Origin of the sequence: Pseudomonas sp. DrBHI1, from assembly GCF_002205115.1 — a bacterium.
Classification (GTDB): domain Bacteria; phylum Pseudomonadota; class Gammaproteobacteria; order Pseudomonadales; family Pseudomonadaceae; genus Aquipseudomonas; species Aquipseudomonas mosselii.
This window is the reverse complement of the sequence record NZ_NIBE01000061.1, coordinates 146,234-165,688: the sequence shown is the minus strand read 5'-3', so window position 1 is coordinate 165,688 and position 19,455 is coordinate 146,234. Positions and strand designations below refer to the sequence as shown.

Genomic DNA, 19,455 nt, shown 5'->3' with positions numbered 1-19,455 from the left:
TAGGCCCCTCCCTTGTAGCGCTGGGCATAGCTGCCCCGCCCCGCCTCGATCTCATCATCACTGGGCAGCGTGCCGGCGAAGTCGGCGAAGCGCCCGTATTGCCCCTCCTGCTGGACGATGCAGCTGCCGACGCGGGCGTGCCGGCACTTGGTCATGAGGATCTCGGTCAAACCGTTCTGGCCCTCCTCGCTGTCCATGTCGCGGTGGACCATCAGGATGCAGCTGGCGTCGGCCTCGATCTCGCCGGAGTCGCGCAGGTCGCTGGACTGCGGTTTCTTGCCCACCCGCTTGGTGGATTCGCGGTTCAGCTGTGCCAGCTCGATGACCGGAATGGCCAGCTCCTTGGCCAACTGCAGCAGCGCCTTGCTGATCTGCCCCACCTCCTCGTTGCGGCTGCGGCCGACGCGGTCGCCGCGCACCAGCGTCAGGTAGTCGACTACGATCCCGGCCAGGCCGTGCTCGCGCTGACACTGCCGCGCCGTCGCGCGGATGCTGGCCGGGGTCTGCACCGGGTCATCACAGACGAACAACGGCGCCTGCTGGGCCTGTGCCACTGCACTGACCATCCGCGCCCAGTCGTCGTCCTGCATCCGGTCGGGGTTATCCAGCCGCTGCAGGGACACCCCACCCAACGAGGCGATGGCGCGCAGCCCCAGCTCCTCGCCCGGCATTTCGATGGAGAACACCAGCCACGGCTGTCTTTCTTTGACGGCGTTGTGCTGGGCGATCTGCAGGGCCAAGGTGGTCTTGCCGCTGCCGGGCAAGCCAGCGATCACTGTCACCTTTTTCGGGCGGATGCCCTGGACCAGCTCGTCCAGGGTGTCGAGGCCGGTACCGGGCCAGGCCGGCGCGTTGCCGTTCAACTTGTCATCGACCAGCTGCGCCGCCGCCCCCATCCAGGCGTCCAAACGCTTGAAGCCCTTGGTCTCGCCATCCAGGTCACGCAGCTCGGCCATGGCCTGCTGCGCGGTGGCGATCACCTCGGCGGTGGGGGCACCCGCCTCCACCATGGTCTCGGCCTGGCCGGCAATGTCGAGAATGTGACGGATCACGCCCCACTCCTTCACGTGCTTGGCGTAGGCCTTCCAGTTGGCCACCGAGGGCACGTTGCGGGCCAGCTCGGCGGCGTAGGCCATGACCGAGTCGCTGCTGGGCAGGTGGCGCCGCACCATGCCCACGGTCACCGGATCGATCGGCAAGTTGCGCTCGCGACATTCCTGCATGGTCTCGAACAGCGCCGCGTTATCGTCCCGGTAGAAGTCGCTGGCCCGCACCTGGCCGAGGATATCCTCGACCAGGCCGGTATCCTGCTGCAGGCCGGCTTGCAGCACCGCGCCGAGCACGCCATGTTCGGCTTCGTCGCTGAACAGCGCCCTCATGCCACCGCCCTCATCGAGGACCAGGTGAAGCCAACCGCCATGCCACCGTTCTGGCGCAGGCGGTCCAAGGCACGATCACCGATGTAGGCTTTCAGCCCGTCGACGCCCAGGTTGCTGATCAGCACCGTGGGCAAAACCGCTTGGTACCGGCGGTCGATGATGGCGTGCAGCAGCGCCAGCTCGTATTCGCTACCCTTCTGACAACCGACCTCGTCAATCACCAACAGGTCCAAGCCGCCCAGGTGCAGCACCACGTCGCGGTCGGTGTAACCTGAATTCGCAACCATGGAGGCGCGGGCAAGGCTGATGATGTCGCTGGCCGGGATGATCAGCGCCCGACACTGGTCGGCCACGACGGTGCGCACAATCGCGCTGGCCAAGTGGGTCTTGCCGCAGCCGACGTTGCCGGTCAGCAGCAGCGAGCGGCCGGCGCGGAAGTGGCTCGGGAACTGCTCGGCGTAATCGCGGCACTTGCTCAGGGCCTTGCGCTGCTGCTCGGTGTCGGCGACATAGCCGTCGAACGTGGCATCGGCGAAGCGCGGCGTGATACCGGCTCCGATCAGCGCCGCGGTGGTGCGCTCAGCGCGGGCCTGACGCTGGGCGAGCGCGTAGATCTCCGAAACACGCGGCGCCAGGTGCAGCGCCTCCCACTGGCAGCGTTTGCAGCCGCGCACCAGCATCGAACCATCCAGCTGCTCAACCTCGCTCATGTCGACCTCGCCGTGCACGGGGCACTGGCCAGTGAACGCGCGTTTGGCCGGGGCGCGGTGGAACAGATCAGAAATTTGCACGGCCATCGGCGCTCTCCAGGTACATGTCAGCGGTGTGTTGCGGCAGGTCGTTGAACGACCCAGGGGACGCGGCGTGGCCGGCGGATTGAACAACGTCGTGCCAGCGCTCGCCGTTGAGCCAAGTCGAGGCCAGCGGGATGTATTGGCCGCCGTCCTTGGTCCAGTCTCGCGAGACGCAGTGCTTAGCCAGGGCAGCGATCATGACGGCCTGCAGGTCGGCAGCCGGGTTGAGTTTTTTCCAGGCATTCAGCGCCTGCTTGCGACTCCTCTTTTTCGGGTACAGCTTCCAGAATTGCTCGAATCCAGCGGCATCGGAAATGCACACAGGCATAGGTTCTTTGACTGGTTCAAAAGAGTGACTGGTTCTGGTGCTTTCTGGGCCTACACCCCCTCTAGGCTGTGGGCCTACACCTGTGCTTTCTGGGCCTACAGGGGTGCTGTTTCGGCCTACACCTGACAGTGTCAGGGTATACAGGTTGGTGGAGTTCCCTTTCGGACCGTCCCGATTCTCAATTCGAAGCAGACCTTGGGCCTCCAACTGCTTGATGTGCTTGCGCACGGTACTGCGGTCGATCTCACATTGATCAGCGATATGTTGATACGACGGCCAGCACTCGCCCTGATCGCTGGCATTGTCCGCCAGCTTGATCAGCACCAGCTTGCGCAGCGGATTGCCGACTGCGGTGTTCATGGCCTTGACCATTAAATCCATGCTCACGGGCTCAAATCTCCAACACAGCGGTGATCCGCTGGACAAACAGGTCGTAGGGTTCAGCCAGGACGATGCCCTGGTCTTCCAGGTCGGCGCGTCGACGCTTTGCGGCCTCGTAGATCAGCCGGCGATCACGCTCAGGAAGACGGCTTGCCCTGGCCTCCACTGTGGTGTCCCCGCCGGCTGCGGTTGCGCGGTGGGGTTCCATCAGCGGCTCGAAATACGCCTCGTTGAGCACAACCGAGTCAGTCGGACGAGCACTGAAAAACGGGATGGCGTTGTCGGTCATCGCACGGCCCTCGGCTTGATCTTGAAACGGTCCTGCGGAATCTCCGGATGAGTGGCGCGCTCCGCCGTGACGTAAGTGCACTGCGCAACGAACTGGTCGAATCGGCGCGTGATTGCTGCCCTGGGCCAAATGGCGAAGGGCTGCCCGCCCTCGCCTGCGTGCCGGCTGCGCACCATGGCGAATGGCAGCGGCGCGCCGGACACCTCGCGCATCACCGCGTTGACCACCCAGGCGGGCAGGCCGTGACGGTGGTTGATGCGGTCGCGGATCGTGGTGATGGTCTCGAAGCCGCTCGGCACCGTATCGAGGTAGCGGACCTGCTCCAGCCTGCTGGTGCGGTCTTCCACCTGCGCCAGCGCCTGCTCCTGTTCCGCCTGCTTGCGCTCGATAACTACCAGTTGGTTTGCACTGGCGGCGATGAGCTCCGCCGGGGTCATGGGCCGCTGATACGCGCCTGTGCGGCGGATGGCGGGCAACACTTCATCGAACACCCAGGATTCAAACTGCTGTGCCACTGGCATTGTGCTGTTGACGATGAGGCGCAAGGTGTCGCCTTCAGAAAGGAGCCGAACCTCCTGCATTCCACCACCCGTTTGAAGGGGGTAGCGTTTCACGACCCCCTTGCAGTGACGACCGATGGCATCGCTCGGATTGGCGTAACGCAGCAAGCTGCATACGTCTTTTGCGACAAACCACGGTTCACCGCTTTCGTCGGTAACCACTCGCACCTGCACGCCTTGAAAGTTAAAGGGGCTCAAGTTCATGCAGCGCCTCCAACACATTGAGATGGAAATGGCTTCTCTTCGACGGCGCTGCAAGAGCCATCAGCATGCCGAGTAACGAAAATGGCTCGCCCGACACGAAGGGCCTTACTGATCGCCGCCTGCCGAACTCCCAGATCCTTCGCGGCGGCATCCTGCCGGCCGCGGGCAAACTCAGCCAAAGGCAAGCGGATTGAATCGGCAGCACCACAATTTTCCGAGATCATTTTATGTGGCGCGCCGAGCGTAGCTTCGATGCGTTTCGTCAGGCTCTCGTGCTGACCGCCCAGGTAGTTATGCCAGTCGTCCGCGTTGTGAATGGCCAGATTCGCCACCAGCGCTCCGTGCTTGTCACCCTGGCCCCTGAGCCGCTCCTCAAGTACATGTAAAACTGATCGCAACCAGTTGAGTTGCTCCCTTGCACAGTCGATCAGGGCCGTTACGTCCTCAGCGATCATGGGCTGCTCGCTCATACCGCACCTCCACGCGAAGGTGCGACACCAGCATGCGCAGCAATCACCAGCGCTAACGCGCTCTCAGCGGCGAAATAGACAAGAGTGGCTTTGTTGGATACCGCAGTTTCCTGCATCAGCTCACGAATGCCTCCAAGCATCGCTTCCAGGCGGTAGATAGCGGCATCGAGTGATTCGTGAACTGGGATTTGGGCAGCTGCCTCCAATACTTCATGCAAGCCATTGAGCGCGAAGGAGTGGGCGATGGTTTGAGGCTGATTGCTCATCTCTGATCCTCCGCCCGCTCTACAGCAACAACGCTCGAATCGATCAGAGCTTTGGCTTCACGCACCAGCGCCCTCACAGCGAAAGCCAAGTGCACACCTTCGCCAACATCAACCAAATCGCGAAGCAACGAATCAGCGCTGGCCAGGCTGGCGCTGGCGAAATTCAGCGCGTCGCTGCATTCGACCCCTGCGTTTACGGCAAACAAGGAATCCTTGCAGGCAACGCCGAACTCGGTTTTGACAGTTACAAGAATGGGAGGAGTCATTCGTCGCCACCTCCCTCAACGCGATCAAGTTCTGTCTCGTGATGGGCGTATAGGTCGTAGCAAATGAACTCAAGCGCTAGCAGAAGACCATACTGTTCATGGCACTCTAGAGGTTGCTCAAGCACTCCATGGCTTTCCCTTAGAAGGCGTGCAATTGAATACGCCCCAAGGGAGCCTCGATGGAGTCGATTCAGATTTAAGAGATTCTGCGGCGGTTGCGCTGCTGATTTCTCGGTGTTAATTTCCGGGTGCGACATAGCGCATCGTCCTATCTACAGGTGATGTGAAATGAAGACCTCCTGGCAGAGGTCGGTAGAAGAACCCGCCTGGCAGCGGGTTTTTTGTTGTCCGGAGAAAAATCAACCGGACAGCATAAGTAGGGATCCCGTGGCCGTCATGGACAGGCCTGCGATAGACTGGATGAATTCACAGCCCCACCAGTGGAGCTGTGCCGATGATTGGATACCGGTATCGTTACGGGCATGTTCGGCGTAGCCACAGCCAAGCTGGGGGTAACGCGATTGAGGATTCGAAACTCAATGAGCTCAATTCGGCCGTCCTCAAAAATTCGAACACGGATGTCGCGAGACGACTTCGCCATCTGAGAAATGGCGCTTTGGGTTACACCAATCGCCTTGGCGAGCTGGGGCTGAGTGCCTTTGCACCGGAGGAAGTCAGCCAGCTTGATCTCTTTCATGTGACTTCTCGATCAGAAATTCACCGAGATATTAGCCACGCTTGATTTATCGATCAAGGATTGATTAGCCAAGCTGGTTGCAAGATATAAGCTGAGCTAATAGGGTTCACGCATGATAACCAGACACAGACGCTCACTTACCCCTGAAGAGCTCGATGAATGCGCGAGGCTCAAGGCCATCTACGTCAAGCGCAAGGCAGAGGCTCGCCAGAGGGGTTACGCGCTAACCCAGCAAGAGATTGGGGAATTGTGCGAATGGAAATCTCCACAGAGCACTGTGAACCAGTACATGACTGGCAAGCTGGCTTTGAACCTTGACGCCCTCATGCGCCTTTCCAAGGCCTTGGAATTTTCTCCTGAGGAGGTCAGCCCGCGGCTCGCTCAGACCGTACAGCACATCAAATCCCCGACCACTACGAGCAATGTAGAGTCGGGGCCTCCAATCACCACCGCACCTCGAAGGATCGAAATAGTGGGCACCGCCCAGCTTGGAAACAATGGCTACTGGGTTGGACTAGATAGTTCAGATGGTTGGGTAGAGACTTGGTCCCGCGATGAAGATGCTTATGCGCTGCGCCTCAAAGGTGACTCAATGGCACCTGCAATCCGTAGCGGCTGGGTCGCTGTATGCGAGCCGAACCATCGCTTAGTCCCTGGCGAATACGTGATGGTGAAGACCACTGACGGCCAGAGCATGGTTAAGGAGCTCCTATTTGAAACGGAAGACAGCGTTAGCGTGATGTCGGTAAACTCGGCGTACGAACGTCGAACAATCGATTGGTCCGACATCGAGAAGATTCACTACGTGGGAAATATCCTCGCACCGAGCAAGGTCCTCAGTCGAATCTGAAGGGGATTATCGTGCCCCCATGCCAAACCCGACCATCTGCTGCCGCCATCCCAGCAATCAGCCTGGAGACACATGCCTACGGACTGTGATGCTTGAATTGGCACAAGCCCGCTACAGAGCGGGCTTTTTTGTGGGCGTAGAAAAATAATATTAGCCATGCTGTTGACTTAGAAATAAAGCCCCGCTAATTTTATGTCGTCAACGTACAGCAGGGAGCATCACTATGACCACGGCAACCTCAATCACTGCCAATGGCTGGACCGGCTTCCTGGGCCGCGAGCTATCTCTGCGCGAGGTGCAGTGCGTCCTAGGGATCGCTAGCGGCCAGACTTCAAAAGAGCTGGCTCGCGAGCTTGGTGTGCAGCCCGACTCGATCAAAAAGCGTGTGCTAAGCGCAACTACGAAGCTGGGCGTCACTCGCCGGGCGCAGCTCGTCGCGGTGTCCATGCAAAAAGGGCTGATCAGCCCGGTGGCGACCACCTTGGCGCTGCTGATGGCCTTAAACACGGTGATTGGTGACGACGTCGCTTTACGTATCCGGCGCGGTGGTAACGGTGGTGAGCGAAAGATAGAAACCCGTGTTGCTACCCGGCGCGCCGAGTGCGCCATCGCAGTTGCATAACCCTGCCAATCTGAATTGATTCACCTGATTTTTTGCGAATGCCATCAATCGCGGCAGGCCCTCGGCTTGCCTGGAAAAAGGAGCATCACCATGTTGTGTCTATCCCGAAAAGAAGGCCAGTCGATTGTCATCGGCGACGGCATCACCGTGAGAGTGCTGGAGGTGAACGGCTCTATCGTCCGCATCGGTGTTGAAGCTCCAAAAGGCGTACCGATTGATCGATCAGAAGTTCGTGAGCGCAAGCTGCAGGAGGCTGGTCATGGCCTTTGAATACGGTTCCCGGGAGCCTGACAAGTTCGTGGTCCGACTGCCGGATGGCTTGCGCGACCAAGTGGCCCACGCAGCAGATGCAGATGATCGCTCGATGAATTCGCTGATTGTGAAAGCGATCCGCGAATACCTGGATCGAACTGCGCGCGCCAATGTACTTCTCGATGTGCTCTCCCAAGCAGCCGTAGCGAAAGGTGTGCAGCCATGAACAAACCGACCCGCAACGAGTTTGAAGACCTGGGCGAGCGCTTGGTGCGCTTTGGCAAAGCGTTGCAGGACAGCACTACCCGTGTGGGCCGACTAAACCAGCTGGCCCGCGAATGCGGTATCACGCTACGCCTGCGGGCCGTTGCTGAAATGGAAGGGGCGCCCGATGGGCATCCTCGCTGAAATGGCTTTGCGGCGCGCCCGGGGCCGGCTGAAATCGGTACAGTCCCGGGCTGCCTCCAAGGCGCCAGCGCAGACGACGCAAGCCTCCGACACCACAGCGGTGAGCGAGGTGGTCGTCACAGGCCCAATCAATCGTTACATGTTCCTCCAGGGACGAAGTTGGGCGATCGAGCTGGTGACGTCGCTACGCGCATCGCCAATCGAGGTTGTCGTCAGACGGCTTGCTGCCGCATCGGTTGGAAAACCTGGCAGCCATGCGGCAGGCATCCTATCGGTGATTGCAGAGGTCCAGGACGGTGATGCAGTAGAAAAGGCGACGAGTTGAAAATGAAGAATCAGATCAGGAGGAAGGAATGAGCGAAGAAACCGAGGTACTGACAGTAGAGGGACTAGCCAAGTTACTGGGCCGCACAGAGGCATCGATTAGGGAAGGGATTCGCCGTGGCGTGGCGTGGCTACCCAAAAGCGTCAAGATGGGCAACCGGCACTGCTGGCTAAAGGAGGATGTGCGAAGCTTCCTACGCGAGTTCAGGGATGGAAGGCACCACAAGCAGAAGACCGGACGCAAGCGGAAAGCGCCGCCAACGCTAAAAAGCGTGGCGTGAGCGAGAAATGCAAACCATCCGCGAGCGGTTCGCCTCATCGAGCGTGCCGGACAGAGCCGTGAATTGCCTAGCGGCAAGGGCTCTACATCCTATCGAGTGACCCCCAGGGTCAAACACGCTAGAATGACCGGTCACCTAAGCTGTCAAAAACTGAGTCTACTTAGATCAAATTTTCCCGGAGGCATGGATGGCGTACCGTTTTGAATACGAAAAAGGCCGGGGCGGTTTTGCACGAGTAGATATCGTCTCAAACCCTCAAGGACAGCATTTCGCCCAAAAAACCTACGATCCTCAGCCACAGCTTCTGACAGATGTTGGGGATGAAGAGCTGCGGCGTCGTTTTGTACGCGAGGTGCAGTATCAGTCTTCAGTAAACCATCCAAATGTGGTTCAGATCGTCGAGAGCTTCCTTTGGGCAGATCCACCAGCTTTCATAATGCCAATTGCCGAATGCACCCTTAAAGATGAGATGGCAATTGATAATACACTCGGAGCTAATCTCAACACTGCATTGTTTGACATTTTGTCGGGCTTGGAGCATCTCCACAGAAGCGGCTACGTACACCGAGACCTGAAGCCAGCAAATGTGCTGAAGTTCACTGATGGTGCTCAGGTGAGCTATGCTATCTCAGATTTTGGCTTGATGAGTGCTTCTCATAGCGATTCATCGACACTGACAGGCACGAATGCAAATGGTGGCACTACAAACTACGCCGCGCCCGAGCTTATTGGTAATTTCCGCCGAGCGACCCTAGCGGCTGATATCTATGCATTCGGCGCAATTCTTCATGATATCTTCGGCAACGCTACCCAGCGCATTCCCTATACTGAGCTAGATGGCCCAGGTGAAATCGGTGCAATCATCCAGCGCTGTACAAAGCGCCTTCCCATGCGCCGCTACCCAAATGTCAGCGCATTACGTGAAGATCTATACCAAGCGCTTCATACTCGTCCGGTAGTTTTCAACTCCTCTAGTGAAGAACGGATCGTCGAGCTTTTGCGAGCAAACTCGACTTTGGATGACAGTCAATGGGATGAAGTATTCCTCCAAATTGAACGAAACCTCGGTCGAGACCAATCCACTAATAATATTTTCCAAACGCTGACCATTGAACATATTTCAGCCTTAGACGGTAATGCCCCTGAGCTATTCAGTGCACTCGGCAGCTACTTTGCCGATCATATCAATGGCCAAAGCTTCAATTTCGATTATTGCGATGTACTAGCCAGTAAAGCAGAAATTTTCTACAACGCTGGCGACATCACACTAAAAACAAACATTGCACTTGCACTTCTGTACCTGGGCACCTCCCATAATCGCTGGTACGTAGAGAGAAAGGCTGCGGCCATGCTCTCCAGTGCTATTGACGATGCATTGGCTGAACGTATTCGGGTAGAAATCACAGTAACTAATTGCCCATTTTCAGCCCACATAAAACACATGGAACGATCAATTAGCTTCACCAGGGAAACTCTACACCCTATCCTCAGAGCACTTGTATGACTGTTGGGAGCTTCAACATCGAATCTTTTTCTTTTCCTGGGCGTAACAAACCCAACCAGGATGCGCTATTCGCCAAACGGTATGGAAAAGACTACCTAGCACTTGGCATTGCTGACGGAATGGGCGGCAAGCCTGGAGGTAATTTCGCTTCAAAAATTGCCCTTCAATCAATTGAAACTGAGCTAGACAACAACCCCGAAATTTCGATAGAAGAATTATTTTCCCAAGTCAAGAAATCGCTTGAAATTGAAAGTATTTCATTCCCAGCCTATGGCGAAATGGCCACAACTCTGTCTATTTGCCTCATAAAGGGTGAGGAAGCTTGGGTTGGCCACGTGGGTGATTGCCGAATCTATCAACTCAGGGGTAATGGAATTGCCACAAGAACAACCGACCAAACTGAAGTTCAAAGGCTACTGGACGACGGCATTCTCCCCAAGCACATGGCCAAAGACTACCCTAGAAGAAACATATTGCTCTCAGTAATGAATGCTACCTTAGAGTACACATTACAAAAAAATACATTCACCATTAGACCTGGAGACAATATCGTCCTAATGAGTGACGGGGCTTACAGCTTACTTTCAAAATCAGAAATCAGAGATATGTGTGCCCAATCAAAAACAACCGAAACCTTCAAATCTTCAATGCTTGATTTAATCCGCAGTCGTCCAATTAAAGATGATTATTCAGCCTTAATCTGCCGATTCAACTGAATAGCATTTTGTAGCTAACTTATACTGCGCACGTAACAAGATCCTTCCGACAATCCTCCTCTGCGCCCCAGTTCACACAGCCGCGTCCGCCTAGTGGCAGTCTTAGATAATCGGCTCGATAGTCGTACACCCTGAACTTCACGTGGGGCGCGGAACGAAGGGACTGTAACGGACCTGCCGAGAACAGTCTAATCAGCAGTCGTTGTGGCCTCCAAAACATCAATGCTTATTCGAGAGCGTGGATTAGACGCGCGAGAAGGCCCATGGACCAACATGTCGTACGGTCGCTCTTCCGAGGAATTGTCCGTCTAGGTCCTTTTCTCGCTTCTTGATCGCTGCCTTGAGCTGATCTTCATTCAATTGGAAATTAGCCATGCGACGAGCGCGCTCTAGCGCGGGGAGTTGTTTTCCGCAATCCTGGAGATTGAGCCAGCCGTACACTCTACGATCTGCTGACGCACAAAAAAGATTCCACGCCAGATAAGCATCTGCCGAACCGTCCACTTTCCAATAATGATCCCACCAGTGGCGTGCACATGCATTTTGGTATCGACACATTGTGTTCTCAGTAGCACGCGAAGTGGGCTGATCCAAGATGCCTACAGGCCACTCTATATCGACCGGCAACCTATTTCCACAACTGAGGCCGATCAACCGCATCCCCCGCTGGCGGCGCCAGGTTACTCCGGAACTTAAATCTTCTTCGATCACAGCATCTAGCCAATCCTGCCGACCATTTACGAAGGCACAGATTGATACTTCCAACAGGGCAGAATCAGTATTACTCTCACTCAGGTCTAACAAACTGACCAAAAGTTTCTCAACCATCTCAGAGGTAGGAACCCGAAAAAGCAAGTGCTTAAGTTCCGAAACCCCCGCGACACCAGTGAACTTAGTGGACATATGGGTTCGCAGCCTACCCCACAGTAACGTCGCCTCACTCAAGCCTACTTGGAACAACGCTTCACACAGAGCTAAGTAGAAACCCTCCGCCAACCGCAGGCGACGGCGAAAATCGAGTGTGTCATCGGCGGCGCCGCTTAGCCAGTGATCCACCGCTGCAGGCAATTGATTTATCACCGGCAAGAAATCAGCCGCCGAAAAATCCTGTAGATAAAATCGAGCCCCACTGTTACGCATCTCTTTGACGCGTTGGATAGCCGTTCTAGCAGCCTTTTGCTGTGCCTCCACTTGCTCCTCAGTGTTCCATGCTAGCAGTTGCTCAAGCGAAGTGCCTTCAGCCTCACGGCTGGGCGAAACCGTAAAGCATTCCGGCCACTTGGAACGATCCGCGAGTCGAACTGAAATTTCCGATCCAGGTTCAGGTAGATTTGGCAGAGGCGCATCAATGACGGCGCTAATATAGCCGAAGCAAAGTTGTATATCTGACACGGAGGCATCACGCATTTTCAGTGACTTTAACAAGAGCCATGGCGCAATACGCTCGCAAACTTGTTCATAAGGCCACCCGAGGGAAGCCGCAATAACCCCCAATGACCCCCAATGCGCGGCCTCAATCGACTCTTCATTTCCCCAATGCCAATTAATTGTGTTTAGGCGCTGTCCGAGGCGAGCCCTATTTGAATGGCAACAAAGCCGGAGAATCGCCGCACGTTGGCGAGGGGGAGCAACATCAAGCTGGTGTTCGAGCCATTGCCATACAGCCTCGTTCAAACAAGGCTGCATCGAAAAGATATCTAATAGATCGGAAATCTGCTTCGCAGATCCCGCTGCATAACGTGCGATGAGTTGATCGAGTTCAGAAGAAGACAGCGGCTTCAGAGTCTGCAGCAGGTCCAAATAGAGTACAGGTAGGTCAGCCTCCATGACCGAAATCACCTGCTGCAGGGGGTCTTGGGCAGCGCATTCCATGATCAGGAGATGGTTGATAAGGACGGCTTCATCCTCGCTACATGTAGATTCTGCGTCACAACTCTGAGTGCGGGCGATACGGTGGATTTGTGCCGCTTGAGCGGCAGCTGTATTGAACAGCAAAAACTCTCGGCAAAAGCTAGCGGCAGCTGTGCCAATGGAAGCTGATGGACGAACTGACAGCGAGGTATGTTTCTCCCTCAGTTTATCTATAAGTGCCTGGGGAGCGGTCCTAGCCATGGCCGGCAAAGATTGCTCAAAGAAATGATCAGCTGGAGTGGACCCGCGCTCCCTATCAAGCACCAGCGGATCGAGGGCTCGAAGATAAGTAGCGGCCTCCTCACTGAACTGAGTAGGCGGGACAAATGTCGGATCAATCCAGAAAAGCCGGGTACGATCGATACGAACACGTATAGCTAAGTCACTAGTTTCCAGCGCCTGGATAGCATGGCGGCGCTCCAGCCTATAAGGGCTTCGGGCCGGATCGTTTAGGTAGTTTTTCTCGTAGTCCCTCTTGTCTAAAGCCGGGTTACGAGCGGACGCTACAACCTCATTGTTCTCATCCCCGGACAACCAAAGAAGCAAGGCCGAGCATCGCGCAGCAAGTTGCGGGTGGACACCCGCTTCCGGAGTGCTGTCCAGCAGAGCATCAGCCCTGACCTTGATGGCTTGAGCTGTTTCAGAAAAGTCCACTGGATTCAACAAGCACATCCACTGGAAGTCCTCCCACAACTCATTGCGAGCGCGGATGGCAAGTGTAATGGCCGCCAGCTCAAACACAGGTAGCGCATCAGCCAGCGGGTATCCCTCCAAAAGCAGCGGAATCAGAGCTTCATGCTGAATCCGCTTCGACTCCACCAGCTCGATTGGTATACCCAGCACAGTACGGCATCCATCAATGTCTGAACCAATTCGCTCAATAAATCGCGCAGCTCGGGCATTGTTCTGCACCTCACCGCCTCTGGGAGGCTCGTAATCGCGAGAAATGGATTTCAACCATGCGCTTGCTCGCTGGATCACCGCAGAACGAATGGAAGTGTCCTCGCGAGAGGTAGAGCGTAAAGCCTTCACTGCCCATAACCGCGCAGTGCGCTGTGCAGCTTCTCCTGCCCGCTCAATGGTGCTCAGCAATGGAGAAACAAGGGCGCTGGCGAGCCTAATTAGCTCAGATGCATGCTGCGTAGGTATATTCTGTGAAGAAAGCCATTCCGACACTAGGGCAGCGGACACCTGATCGGAGGTTTGGTCCTCGCGCTCAACCATAATCGACACCGCCGCACGAAGAATCTCCGATCTCTGATCAAGCGCAGCGATCGGGTCGAGCCATGTATTAAGGTCCTGCGTGACTATTTGCTCTCCCTGCTTACCAAGCTCATCCAGATGATGAAGCAATGCCATTCCTAGAGCATGATTAACCAAGGTGTCTGAAAGTTGCATGCCAGTGACAGTCGAACTTTCTATGAATTGCGAATCAACAATATCACTGAGTCGCCTGGCAACCTCCTGATGACTGAGGTCTGGCCGCGCCGCCATGCCTGCCAGCTCGCTTAGGGTGTACTGACGAATACCACCGAGATACCGCTCGGCCATACCCTGCAACCACTGACGCCATTCCAGTTCGGAAAATGAAATCCCTGCCCTTTCGCCGAAGCTGTCGCGTCCGTATTCCCAGAGAAGCCGGTGTACGGTTACCTGCCCACCATCAACTAGACGCTCTTTGAACTGTACCACCAATTTGAAAAGCCGCGGCGTTCTCGCAAGCGGAAGGAGATCCTCATGCAAGTCGCTGCGAACCATGCCTTCGGCTAACAGACGCTGGTCCAATTCGCCCCCAGGGGCATCATCGTACAGATCAACATTTATGCGAAGAGGAGCAACAACAAGCTTTCGCAATTTGCCTAAATTCTGCTCAAAGTGGTGTTTACGCGTACTTAGAATTACCCGCACATGACCGGAAAATGGCTCAGACTGAAGCTGTGCAAAGAGCAAAGTCCAGTTCACAGAAGGTTCTTGGTTAATCCCATCGAAAAACACAACTAATCCTGGGCCCTCAGCGGTTGGTTGCTGTAGCAACCTGTCAATCCGCCTCAACCAGTGCTCCATCTCGCGACTTTGTGTCATTGCGAGTAGCTGCTGGGCGAGCAGACGCTTAAGAGCGCCTTCTGAGACCTCTCCAAAATCAGCCATGGCATTCGACGAGATAACCAAAATCAGAGGCAGTTGCGTAGATCGGTTGACCAGCCAGTCCAAAGTCGCCCAGGTTTTTCCCATGCCGTCCAAGCCAACTACGACCGCCGGAGCCTCTGATGCCTCTGAGCTCCACCACTGGGATAGCGCTGTAAAACTACTAGATCGTCGGACTGTGGACGGACATGCCCCGCCAGCCGCATTTTGTCCAAGCAGCGCTGTTGACTTAGAAGGTGAAGTCCATAGCTGCTGCAACCTTTCGCAAGCAAGCGCGCGCAATCGCTCGTAACCTGCACCCCAGCTTGCAAGGTCCTTAGCCAACCGAGCAAGAGCCTTTTCCGCCTCAGGTAAGAGTGCACGACAGATATCGCTGGCCTCCTTTCCAGCCAACTCAAGTACGATACCAGGCGAATGTGTGCAGAGGGCTGCCAAAGCTGGAAAGCCATTGGATTTCCAGTCAATGATGATAATTGGAACTCCAGTCTGGTCAGCCTTGCGCATCAGGCTGAGCTCAAGCTGCTCTGGCGCTTCGCGCGTCGCTGCAAGAATCCAGCATTCGAGCGCAGGATCCCGACCTAGCGCGTCATCCACCTCACCGAGCAGCTCACGGTCACTAAGGCTAGTTTTGTCTGCATAGCGTTTAGTCTCGATACGAAACCTTCGCCCCTGGCGACCTGAAGGACCGGCGTCGCCCCCATGCTGAAATCCGGTCTTGGCCACCGCTATACCTACCCCGGTCATGTCGCTGATCAGTGCAGCTACAAGTTTTTCAAACTGGGCAGCTTTGACGTCTTCCTGCAAAATTTTACGCAGCCGCTCTAGCTTGGCTTGACTGGGAGAAGAGGTGGACGACATGCGGCTCCTTGGCGATTGGTAACGAGTCTTCTTTTTCGGTGGGCTTTCTTCGTATTACCTACCACCCGGCTAAGCCTTGTCGGACGCAGCTAGAAGAGCGTCTTAGTCGACTGGTCGCGCAACGTGTTGGCCCCATAATGGTCCTATCATAAGCGATATGTGCTGGCGTGCCATCTCTGCAGTATATCGACTAGTGCCCCCTATCTGGCCGGGGGGTGGCAGCAGGGCTCAAGCAGCTATGAACATCACATGCCTAGTATTCAAGCCGGTGGAGCGACCATGGACCCAAATCGATGTACGTGCCAAGCGAAGCATTACTGAGCCCGCTTTGGGTAGCTAATGAAGATCACGAATTATCTCCATCGAACTGAGCTGCGATCTTGAAAGAGTGGGCTAGCCCACTCCTAGAAAAACCGGCAGCAATAAAGGGATTAAAACACTAACGAAGCACCAAACGAAGGTGACTATGGAAAGTTATGCCCCACTAAAGGCTATCCAACATGACCCCTCAATGAAGAATCGCACCAAATATACTACCCAAGTTTATTCGCAAGCTCCTCTGGAGAGAGGTGCGTGTATCTTTTCAACATCGCTAGAGTTTTATGACCGGTGATGGAGCTCACCTCCATCATGGTGAAGCCGCGCTCGAAGAAACGACTGGTTGCCTCATGTCGCAAGTCGTGAAGGCGAAGGTCTTCAATCCCAGCAGCCTCGCAGGCCCGGGGGAAATAGTTGCTGATCGTGTTTAGAGCCAAACTGAAGAACCGGCCGCCACTGATCGGAGTGGGCAGCCCCTCAAGCAAGATTATGGCCCGGGAGGACAGCGGCACAGCCCGACGCTCGCCGTTCTTCGTGTCCTCCAGGTAGGCCACCTTGCCGCGCACTTGGTCGCGGCGCAGCAGCAGCAGTTCCGATCTGCGCATAGCCGTCTCAACCGCCAGCTCAATAAACACCGGGAGCTGGGCATTCAGCTGGCCTGCAGCCTTGTAGAGAGCAATGAGCTCCGCTGACGTCGGTCGCCTATCTCGTTCCTTGCTTCCCTTTGGCATCCGGATTGCCCGGCAAGGATTGGTCAGCCCTTCGATGCCCCACTCCTTGGTGGCGACCGTATACAGGTGACTAATCACCGCCAAGTTAAGGCGAACAGTAGCAGTCGACTTCCCCTCCTTGAGTTCAGCATCTCGATACGCGGCCATATCGCTGGAGCGAATTGCGGCCAGGCCCTTGCTGGCGAGCTTGTGCTCCTTCCACTTCCTGATGCGGACCTCTTCCTGCTTGGCGCCTTTCTTGGTCGAAGTCACCTCGGACATATACCGGTCCAGGGCCTCGGAGAGCGTGGTGCTCTCGGCCTCGCGCATATCGACGAAGCGCGCTCGCGACATGTCGCCCTCGACCTCGGCAGCCCATCGCTGGGCTTCTGCCTTGGTGTCGAAAGTGGCGGAAAGAGTTGGATATCCTTTGCGGCGGATCTGGGCGCGCCAGGCCTCGCCGCGTTTTTCGTAGTAGGCCATGGCGGAATGATATCGAACGATTGGGGGAATATCACCCTCCCCAATTCCCCCAAAATTCCCCCAAACGAAAAAGGCCCCGAGGGCTATACAGCGCTCGGGGCCTTTAATATGGCGGAGAGATAGGGATTTGAACCCTAGGTACTGTTGCCAGTACAACGGATTTCGAATCCGTCCCGTTCGACCACTCCGGCATCTCTCCAATGGCGCGCATCATACCAGCGATTTCGTTTCTGGCAAACCTTTTTTGAAAAAAATTCGCGTGGTATCAGGCGCTTGCGTGAACGCGCCGCTTACAGCGGCACGCCCAGGCGTTTGGCAACTTCTTCGTAGGCTTCGATCACGTCGCCCAGGCCCTGACGGAAGCGGTCCTTGTCCATCTTCTTGCGGGTCTCTTTGTCCCACAGGCGGCAGCCGTCCGGGCTGAATTCGTCGCCCAGGACGATCTGGCCGTGGAACACGCCAAACTCCAGCTTGAAGTCGACCAGCAGCAGGCCTGCGTCGTCGAACAGCTTGCTCAGCACTTCGTTGACCTTCAGCGACAGCTTCTTCATCTCGGCCAGCTGCTCGGCGGTGCCCCAGCCGAAAGCGACAACGTGGGATTCGTTGATGAAGGGGTCGCCCTTTTCGTCGTTCTTCAGGAACAGCTCGAAGGTGGACGGCTCCAGCTTGATGCCCTCCTCCACGCCCAGGCGCTTGACCAGGCTGCCGGCGGCGTAGTTGCGCACCACGCACTCGACCGGGATCATGTCGAGCTTCTTCACCAGGCACTCGTTGTCGCCCAGCAGCTTGTCGAACTGGGTCGGCACGCCGGCTTCTTCGAGCTTCTGCATGATGAAGGCATTGAACTTGTTGTTCACCATGCCCTTGCGATCCAGTTGTTCGATGCGCTTGCCGTCGAACGCCGAGGTGTCATTACGGAACAGCAGGATCAAGCGGTCGGCGTCGTCGGTCTTGTAAACCGATTTGGCCTTGCCGCGGTAGAGTTCGTCGCGTTTTTCCATGATGGGCTCCGCTTGCTTGAGTGGGTGGGCTAGGCGATTTGACGCCAGTCGAGCCCATGATCCTGATTCGCCACCTGGAGCCAGTCCGGGTCGCACCCGAGGGCGTCGACGAAGCACTGGCGGGCCAGATGTGGCAGGTTGTTCTTGCTGCTGAGGTGGGCCAGCACCAGGTGCTGCAGGTTCTGCCAGCCCAACTCGGCCACCAGGCTCGCGGCCTGGTGGTTGTTCAAATGTCCCTGGCTGCCGCCGACCCGCAGCTTGAGAAAGTGCGGGTAGTGCCCACGGGCCAGCAGGTCGCGGCAGTGGTTGGCCTCGATCAGCAGGGCATCGAGCCCCTGATAGCGCTCCAACAGCCGCGCGTCGTAACTACCCAGGTCGGTGAGCATGCCAAAGCGCCGACGACCATCGCTGATCACGTACTGCAGCGGCTCGTAGGCATCATGCTCGACCCGTGCCGCGCTGACCTGCAGATCGCCGATCTGCAGCACATCGCCACAACCGAGAAAACCGGCCACCTCGACCGGCTTGCGCATGCCGCGCAATGTGCCCTGGCTGAGATAGACCGGTACATTGTAGCGGCGCGAGAGCAACCCCACCCCATGCACGTGGTCGGCATGTTCGTGGGTCACCAGCACCGCGCTCAACTGCGTGGCCGCCACCCCGAGCAGCGCCAGGCGCCGCTCGGTCTCGCGAAGGGAAAAGCCGCAATCGACCAGGATGAAGGTATCACCACTGGCGACGAGCGTGCCGTTTCCCTGGCTACCGCTTCCTAGAACCGCGAAGCGCACTTAGCCCAGGTGGTCCTGGATCGCGCTCAGCACGCGGCGGGCGACATCGGCCGGGGCCACGGTGTTGATGTTCTTCTCGACGGTCACCTGGACGTTTTCGCCGACCTTGCTCAGGCGCACCTGGTAGCGCTCGGCACGGGCTTCACGCTCTTCCTTGCTCGGCTCGCTGCCGAACAGGCGGCTGAAGAAGCCAGGCTCCTTCTGCTTGTCGTCGGGCTTCTCGGACAGGTTGATGTAGTACAGGCCCAGGCTGCGGTTGATGTCCTCGACACGCCACTCGCCCTGCTCCAGGGCGCGGCCGACGCCAGACCAGGCGCGGTCCAGGTCGGAACCCAGGAACAGCACCGGGTTGCCGCTGCCGTCCTCGCTCAGGCTGACCTGACTCGGGGCATCGAAGTCGCGCGCGGCCAGCAGCGAGACCGAACCGCCCTTCTCGGCGCTGCGGTTCATGCTGGCGAGCATTTCGTCGACCAGCAGGGCGTCGGTGCCGGTGTTGCTGGAGGCGGACGGGAAATCAGGCTCGGCAGTGCTGCCGGCCGGACGCTCGACGCTGACCACATACACCTCGGAGGTGTTGCGCTGCACGCCGGGCTCCATGCGCACCCGCACGCGCACTTCGCTGTCCGGGCTGCTGGAGGTACTGGCCAAGC

The 19,455-nt window shown here is 56.9% G+C and carries 23 protein-coding genes and 1 tRNA gene; 9 read left to right on the top strand and 15 right to left on the bottom strand.

Going from position 1 to position 19,455, the window contains the following annotated elements:
* The 9 genes from CC207_RS14340 to CC207_RS26780 all read right to left on the bottom strand — a co-directional run.
* On the bottom strand, positions 1–1,379 hold a 1,379-nt coding region (locus tag CC207_RS14340), incomplete at its 3' end, for a DnaB-like helicase C-terminal domain-containing protein (RefSeq protein ID WP_088852300.1).
* Positions 1,376–2,176, bottom strand: a complete 801-nt coding sequence (locus CC207_RS14335) for an ATP-binding protein (protein ID WP_088852299.1) — start codon at positions 2,174–2,176, stop codon at positions 1,376–1,378. The genes CC207_RS14335 and CC207_RS14340, both read right to left, overlap by 4 nt.
* Positions 2,157–2,888 carry a helix-turn-helix domain-containing protein gene (locus tag CC207_RS14330; protein WP_088852298.1) on the bottom strand — a complete coding sequence of 244 codons (732 nt, stop codon included), beginning with the start codon at positions 2,886–2,888 and terminating at the stop codon, positions 2,157–2,159. The genes CC207_RS14335 and CC207_RS14330 overlap by 20 nt, the downstream gene beginning before the upstream one ends.
* A 4-nt stretch (positions 2,889–2,892) precedes the next feature.
* On the bottom strand, positions 2,893–3,171 hold the full coding sequence (locus CC207_RS14325; RefSeq protein ID WP_088852297.1) for a hypothetical protein: 279 nt from the start codon (positions 3,169–3,171) through the stop codon (positions 2,893–2,895).
* Positions 3,168–3,935: a Bro-N domain-containing protein gene (locus CC207_RS14320; protein WP_088852296.1), complete on the bottom strand. Its 768-nt coding sequence runs from the start codon at positions 3,933–3,935 to the stop codon at positions 3,168–3,170. Before CC207_RS14320 ends, CC207_RS14325 begins: the two co-directional genes overlap by 4 nt.
* Positions 3,932–4,405 carry a Cro/CI family transcriptional regulator gene (locus CC207_RS28360; RefSeq protein ID WP_371916456.1) on the bottom strand — a complete coding sequence of 158 codons (474 nt, stop codon included), beginning with the start codon at positions 4,403–4,405 and terminating at the stop codon, positions 3,932–3,934. The genes CC207_RS14320 and CC207_RS28360 overlap by 4 nt, the downstream gene beginning before the upstream one ends.
* Positions 4,402–4,671 carry a hypothetical protein gene (locus tag CC207_RS14310; RefSeq protein ID WP_088852295.1) on the bottom strand — a complete coding sequence of 90 codons (270 nt, stop codon included), beginning with the start codon at positions 4,669–4,671 and terminating at the stop codon, positions 4,402–4,404. Before CC207_RS14310 ends, CC207_RS28360 begins: the two co-directional genes overlap by 4 nt.
* Positions 4,668–4,937, bottom strand: a complete 270-nt coding sequence (locus tag CC207_RS14305; RefSeq protein WP_088852294.1) for a DUF3077 domain-containing protein — start codon at positions 4,935–4,937, stop codon at positions 4,668–4,670. The genes CC207_RS14310 and CC207_RS14305 overlap by 4 nt, the downstream gene beginning before the upstream one ends.
* 394 nt (positions 4,938–5,331) lie before the next feature.
* Positions 5,332–5,634, bottom strand: a complete 303-nt coding sequence (locus tag CC207_RS26780; RefSeq protein ID WP_143496115.1) for a Cro/CI family transcriptional regulator — start codon at positions 5,632–5,634, stop codon at positions 5,332–5,334.
* A gap of 289 nt (positions 5,635–5,923) precedes the next feature.
* Between CC207_RS26780 and CC207_RS14295 the strand changes: the two genes are divergently transcribed.
* From CC207_RS14295 to CC207_RS14255, 9 genes are all read left to right on the top strand, one after another.
* Positions 5,924–6,484, top strand: coding sequence for a helix-turn-helix transcriptional regulator (locus CC207_RS14295; RefSeq protein ID WP_371916455.1), 561 nt, complete (start codon positions 5,924–5,926; stop codon positions 6,482–6,484).
* A gap of 223 nt (positions 6,485–6,707) precedes the next feature.
* The gene (locus CC207_RS14290; RefSeq protein WP_088852292.1) at positions 6,708–7,106 is read left to right on the top strand and encodes a response regulator transcription factor; all 399 of its coding nucleotides are present in this window, start codon (positions 6,708–6,710) and stop codon (positions 7,104–7,106) included.
* A 90-nt stretch (positions 7,107–7,196) separates the two neighbouring features.
* Positions 7,197–7,376, top strand: coding sequence for a carbon storage regulator (locus CC207_RS14285; RefSeq protein ID WP_088852291.1), 180 nt, complete (start codon positions 7,197–7,199; stop codon positions 7,374–7,376).
* A complete protein-coding gene (locus CC207_RS14280) occupies positions 7,366–7,584 on the top strand; it encodes an Arc family DNA-binding protein (RefSeq protein WP_088852290.1) in 219 nt (72 codons plus the stop codon). Before CC207_RS14285 ends, CC207_RS14280 begins: the two co-directional genes overlap by 11 nt.
* Positions 7,581–7,766: a hypothetical protein gene (locus tag CC207_RS14275; RefSeq protein WP_088852289.1), complete on the top strand. Its 186-nt coding sequence runs from the start codon at positions 7,581–7,583 to the stop codon at positions 7,764–7,766. The genes CC207_RS14280 and CC207_RS14275 overlap by 4 nt, the downstream gene beginning before the upstream one ends.
* Positions 7,750–8,091 (top strand): hypothetical protein, encoded by a 342-nt coding sequence (locus CC207_RS14270; protein WP_088852288.1) that lies wholly within the window; start codon positions 7,750–7,752, stop codon positions 8,089–8,091. Before CC207_RS14275 ends, CC207_RS14270 begins: the two co-directional genes overlap by 17 nt.
* Before the next feature lie 28 nt (positions 8,092–8,119).
* Positions 8,120–8,371: an AlpA family transcriptional regulator gene (locus CC207_RS14265; RefSeq protein WP_088852287.1), complete on the top strand. Its 252-nt coding sequence runs from the start codon at positions 8,120–8,122 to the stop codon at positions 8,369–8,371.
* A gap of 187 nt (positions 8,372–8,558) precedes the next feature.
* On the top strand, positions 8,559–9,875 hold the full coding sequence (locus CC207_RS14260; RefSeq protein WP_088852286.1) for a serine/threonine-protein kinase: 1,317 nt from the start codon (positions 8,559–8,561) through the stop codon (positions 9,873–9,875).
* Positions 9,872–10,591: a PP2C family serine/threonine-protein phosphatase gene (locus tag CC207_RS14255; protein WP_088852285.1), complete on the top strand. Its 720-nt coding sequence runs from the start codon at positions 9,872–9,874 to the stop codon at positions 10,589–10,591. Before CC207_RS14260 ends, CC207_RS14255 begins: the two co-directional genes overlap by 4 nt.
* 243 nt (positions 10,592–10,834) lie before the next feature.
* On the opposite strand, the gene CC207_RS14250 is transcribed toward CC207_RS14255, so the two are convergent.
* The 6 genes from CC207_RS14250 to bamC form a co-directional block, all read right to left on the bottom strand.
* Entirely contained in the window at positions 10,835–15,505 is a 4,671-nt protein-coding gene (locus CC207_RS14250) for a hypothetical protein (RefSeq protein WP_088852284.1), read from the bottom strand.
* A gap of 533 nt (positions 15,506–16,038) precedes the next feature.
* Complete coding sequence (locus CC207_RS14245) at positions 16,039–17,016, bottom strand: site-specific integrase (protein WP_088852283.1); 978 nt, start codon at positions 17,014–17,016, stop codon at positions 16,039–16,041.
* A gap of 109 nt (positions 17,017–17,125) precedes the next feature.
* Positions 17,126–17,215 (bottom strand) — tRNA-Ser (locus CC207_RS14240).
* A gap of 91 nt (positions 17,216–17,306) precedes the next feature.
* Positions 17,307–18,017: a phosphoribosylaminoimidazolesuccinocarboxamide synthase gene (gene purC, locus CC207_RS14235; protein WP_004375217.1), complete on the bottom strand. Its 711-nt coding sequence runs from the start codon at positions 18,015–18,017 to the stop codon at positions 17,307–17,309.
* A 29-nt stretch (positions 18,018–18,046) separates the two neighbouring features.
* Positions 18,047–18,805 carry an MBL fold metallo-hydrolase gene (locus CC207_RS14230; RefSeq protein ID WP_062360535.1) on the bottom strand — a complete coding sequence of 253 codons (759 nt, stop codon included), beginning with the start codon at positions 18,803–18,805 and terminating at the stop codon, positions 18,047–18,049.
* Positions 18,806–19,455: outer membrane protein assembly factor BamC (bamC, locus tag CC207_RS14225; RefSeq protein WP_256582087.1), on the bottom strand; the 650-nt coding region annotated here is incomplete at its 5' end.

Coding starts and splice junctions, on each gene's coding strand:
- CC207_RS14335 (WP_088852299.1), bottom strand. CDS start 2,176: ATGGCCGTGCAAATTTCTGATCTGTTCCACCGCGCCCCGGCCAAACGC.
- CC207_RS14325 (WP_088852297.1), bottom strand. CDS start 3,171: ATGACCGACAACGCCATCCCGTTTTTCAGTGCTCGTCCGACTGACTCG.
- CC207_RS14320 (WP_088852296.1), bottom strand. CDS start 3,935: ATGAACTTGAGCCCCTTTAACTTTCAAGGCGTGCAGGTGCGAGTGGTT.
- CC207_RS28360 (WP_371916456.1), bottom strand. CDS start 4,405: ATGAGCGAGCAGCCCATGATCGCTGAGGACGTAACGGCCCTGATCGAC.
- CC207_RS14310 (WP_088852295.1), bottom strand. CDS start 4,671: ATGAGCAATCAGCCTCAAACCATCGCCCACTCCTTCGCGCTCAATGGC.
- CC207_RS14305 (WP_088852294.1), bottom strand. CDS start 4,937: ATGACTCCTCCCATTCTTGTAACTGTCAAAACCGAGTTCGGCGTTGCC.
- CC207_RS26780 (WP_143496115.1), bottom strand. CDS start 5,634: ATGAAAGAGATCAAGCTGGCTGACTTCCTCCGGTGCAAAGGCACTCAG.
- CC207_RS14295 (WP_371916455.1), top strand. CDS start 5,924: ATGACTGGCAAGCTGGCTTTGAACCTTGACGCCCTCATGCGCCTTTCC.
- CC207_RS14290 (WP_088852292.1), top strand. CDS start 6,708: ATGACCACGGCAACCTCAATCACTGCCAATGGCTGGACCGGCTTCCTG.
- CC207_RS14285 (WP_088852291.1), top strand. CDS start 7,197: ATGTTGTGTCTATCCCGAAAAGAAGGCCAGTCGATTGTCATCGGCGAC.
- CC207_RS14280 (WP_088852290.1), top strand. CDS start 7,366: ATGGCCTTTGAATACGGTTCCCGGGAGCCTGACAAGTTCGTGGTCCGA.
- CC207_RS14275 (WP_088852289.1), top strand. CDS start 7,581: ATGAACAAACCGACCCGCAACGAGTTTGAAGACCTGGGCGAGCGCTTG.
- CC207_RS14270 (WP_088852288.1), top strand. CDS start 7,750: ATGGGCATCCTCGCTGAAATGGCTTTGCGGCGCGCCCGGGGCCGGCTG.
- CC207_RS14265 (WP_088852287.1), top strand. CDS start 8,120: ATGAGCGAAGAAACCGAGGTACTGACAGTAGAGGGACTAGCCAAGTTA.
- CC207_RS14260 (WP_088852286.1), top strand. CDS start 8,559: ATGGCGTACCGTTTTGAATACGAAAAAGGCCGGGGCGGTTTTGCACGA.
- CC207_RS14255 (WP_088852285.1), top strand. CDS start 9,872: ATGACTGTTGGGAGCTTCAACATCGAATCTTTTTCTTTTCCTGGGCGT.
- CC207_RS14250 (WP_088852284.1), bottom strand. CDS start 15,505: ATGTCGTCCACCTCTTCTCCCAGTCAAGCCAAGCTAGAGCGGCTGCGT.
- CC207_RS14245 (WP_088852283.1), bottom strand. CDS start 17,016: ATGGCCTACTACGAAAAACGCGGCGAGGCCTGGCGCGCCCAGATCCGC.
- purC (WP_004375217.1), bottom strand. CDS start 18,017: ATGGAAAAACGCGACGAACTCTACCGCGGCAAGGCCAAATCGGTTTAC.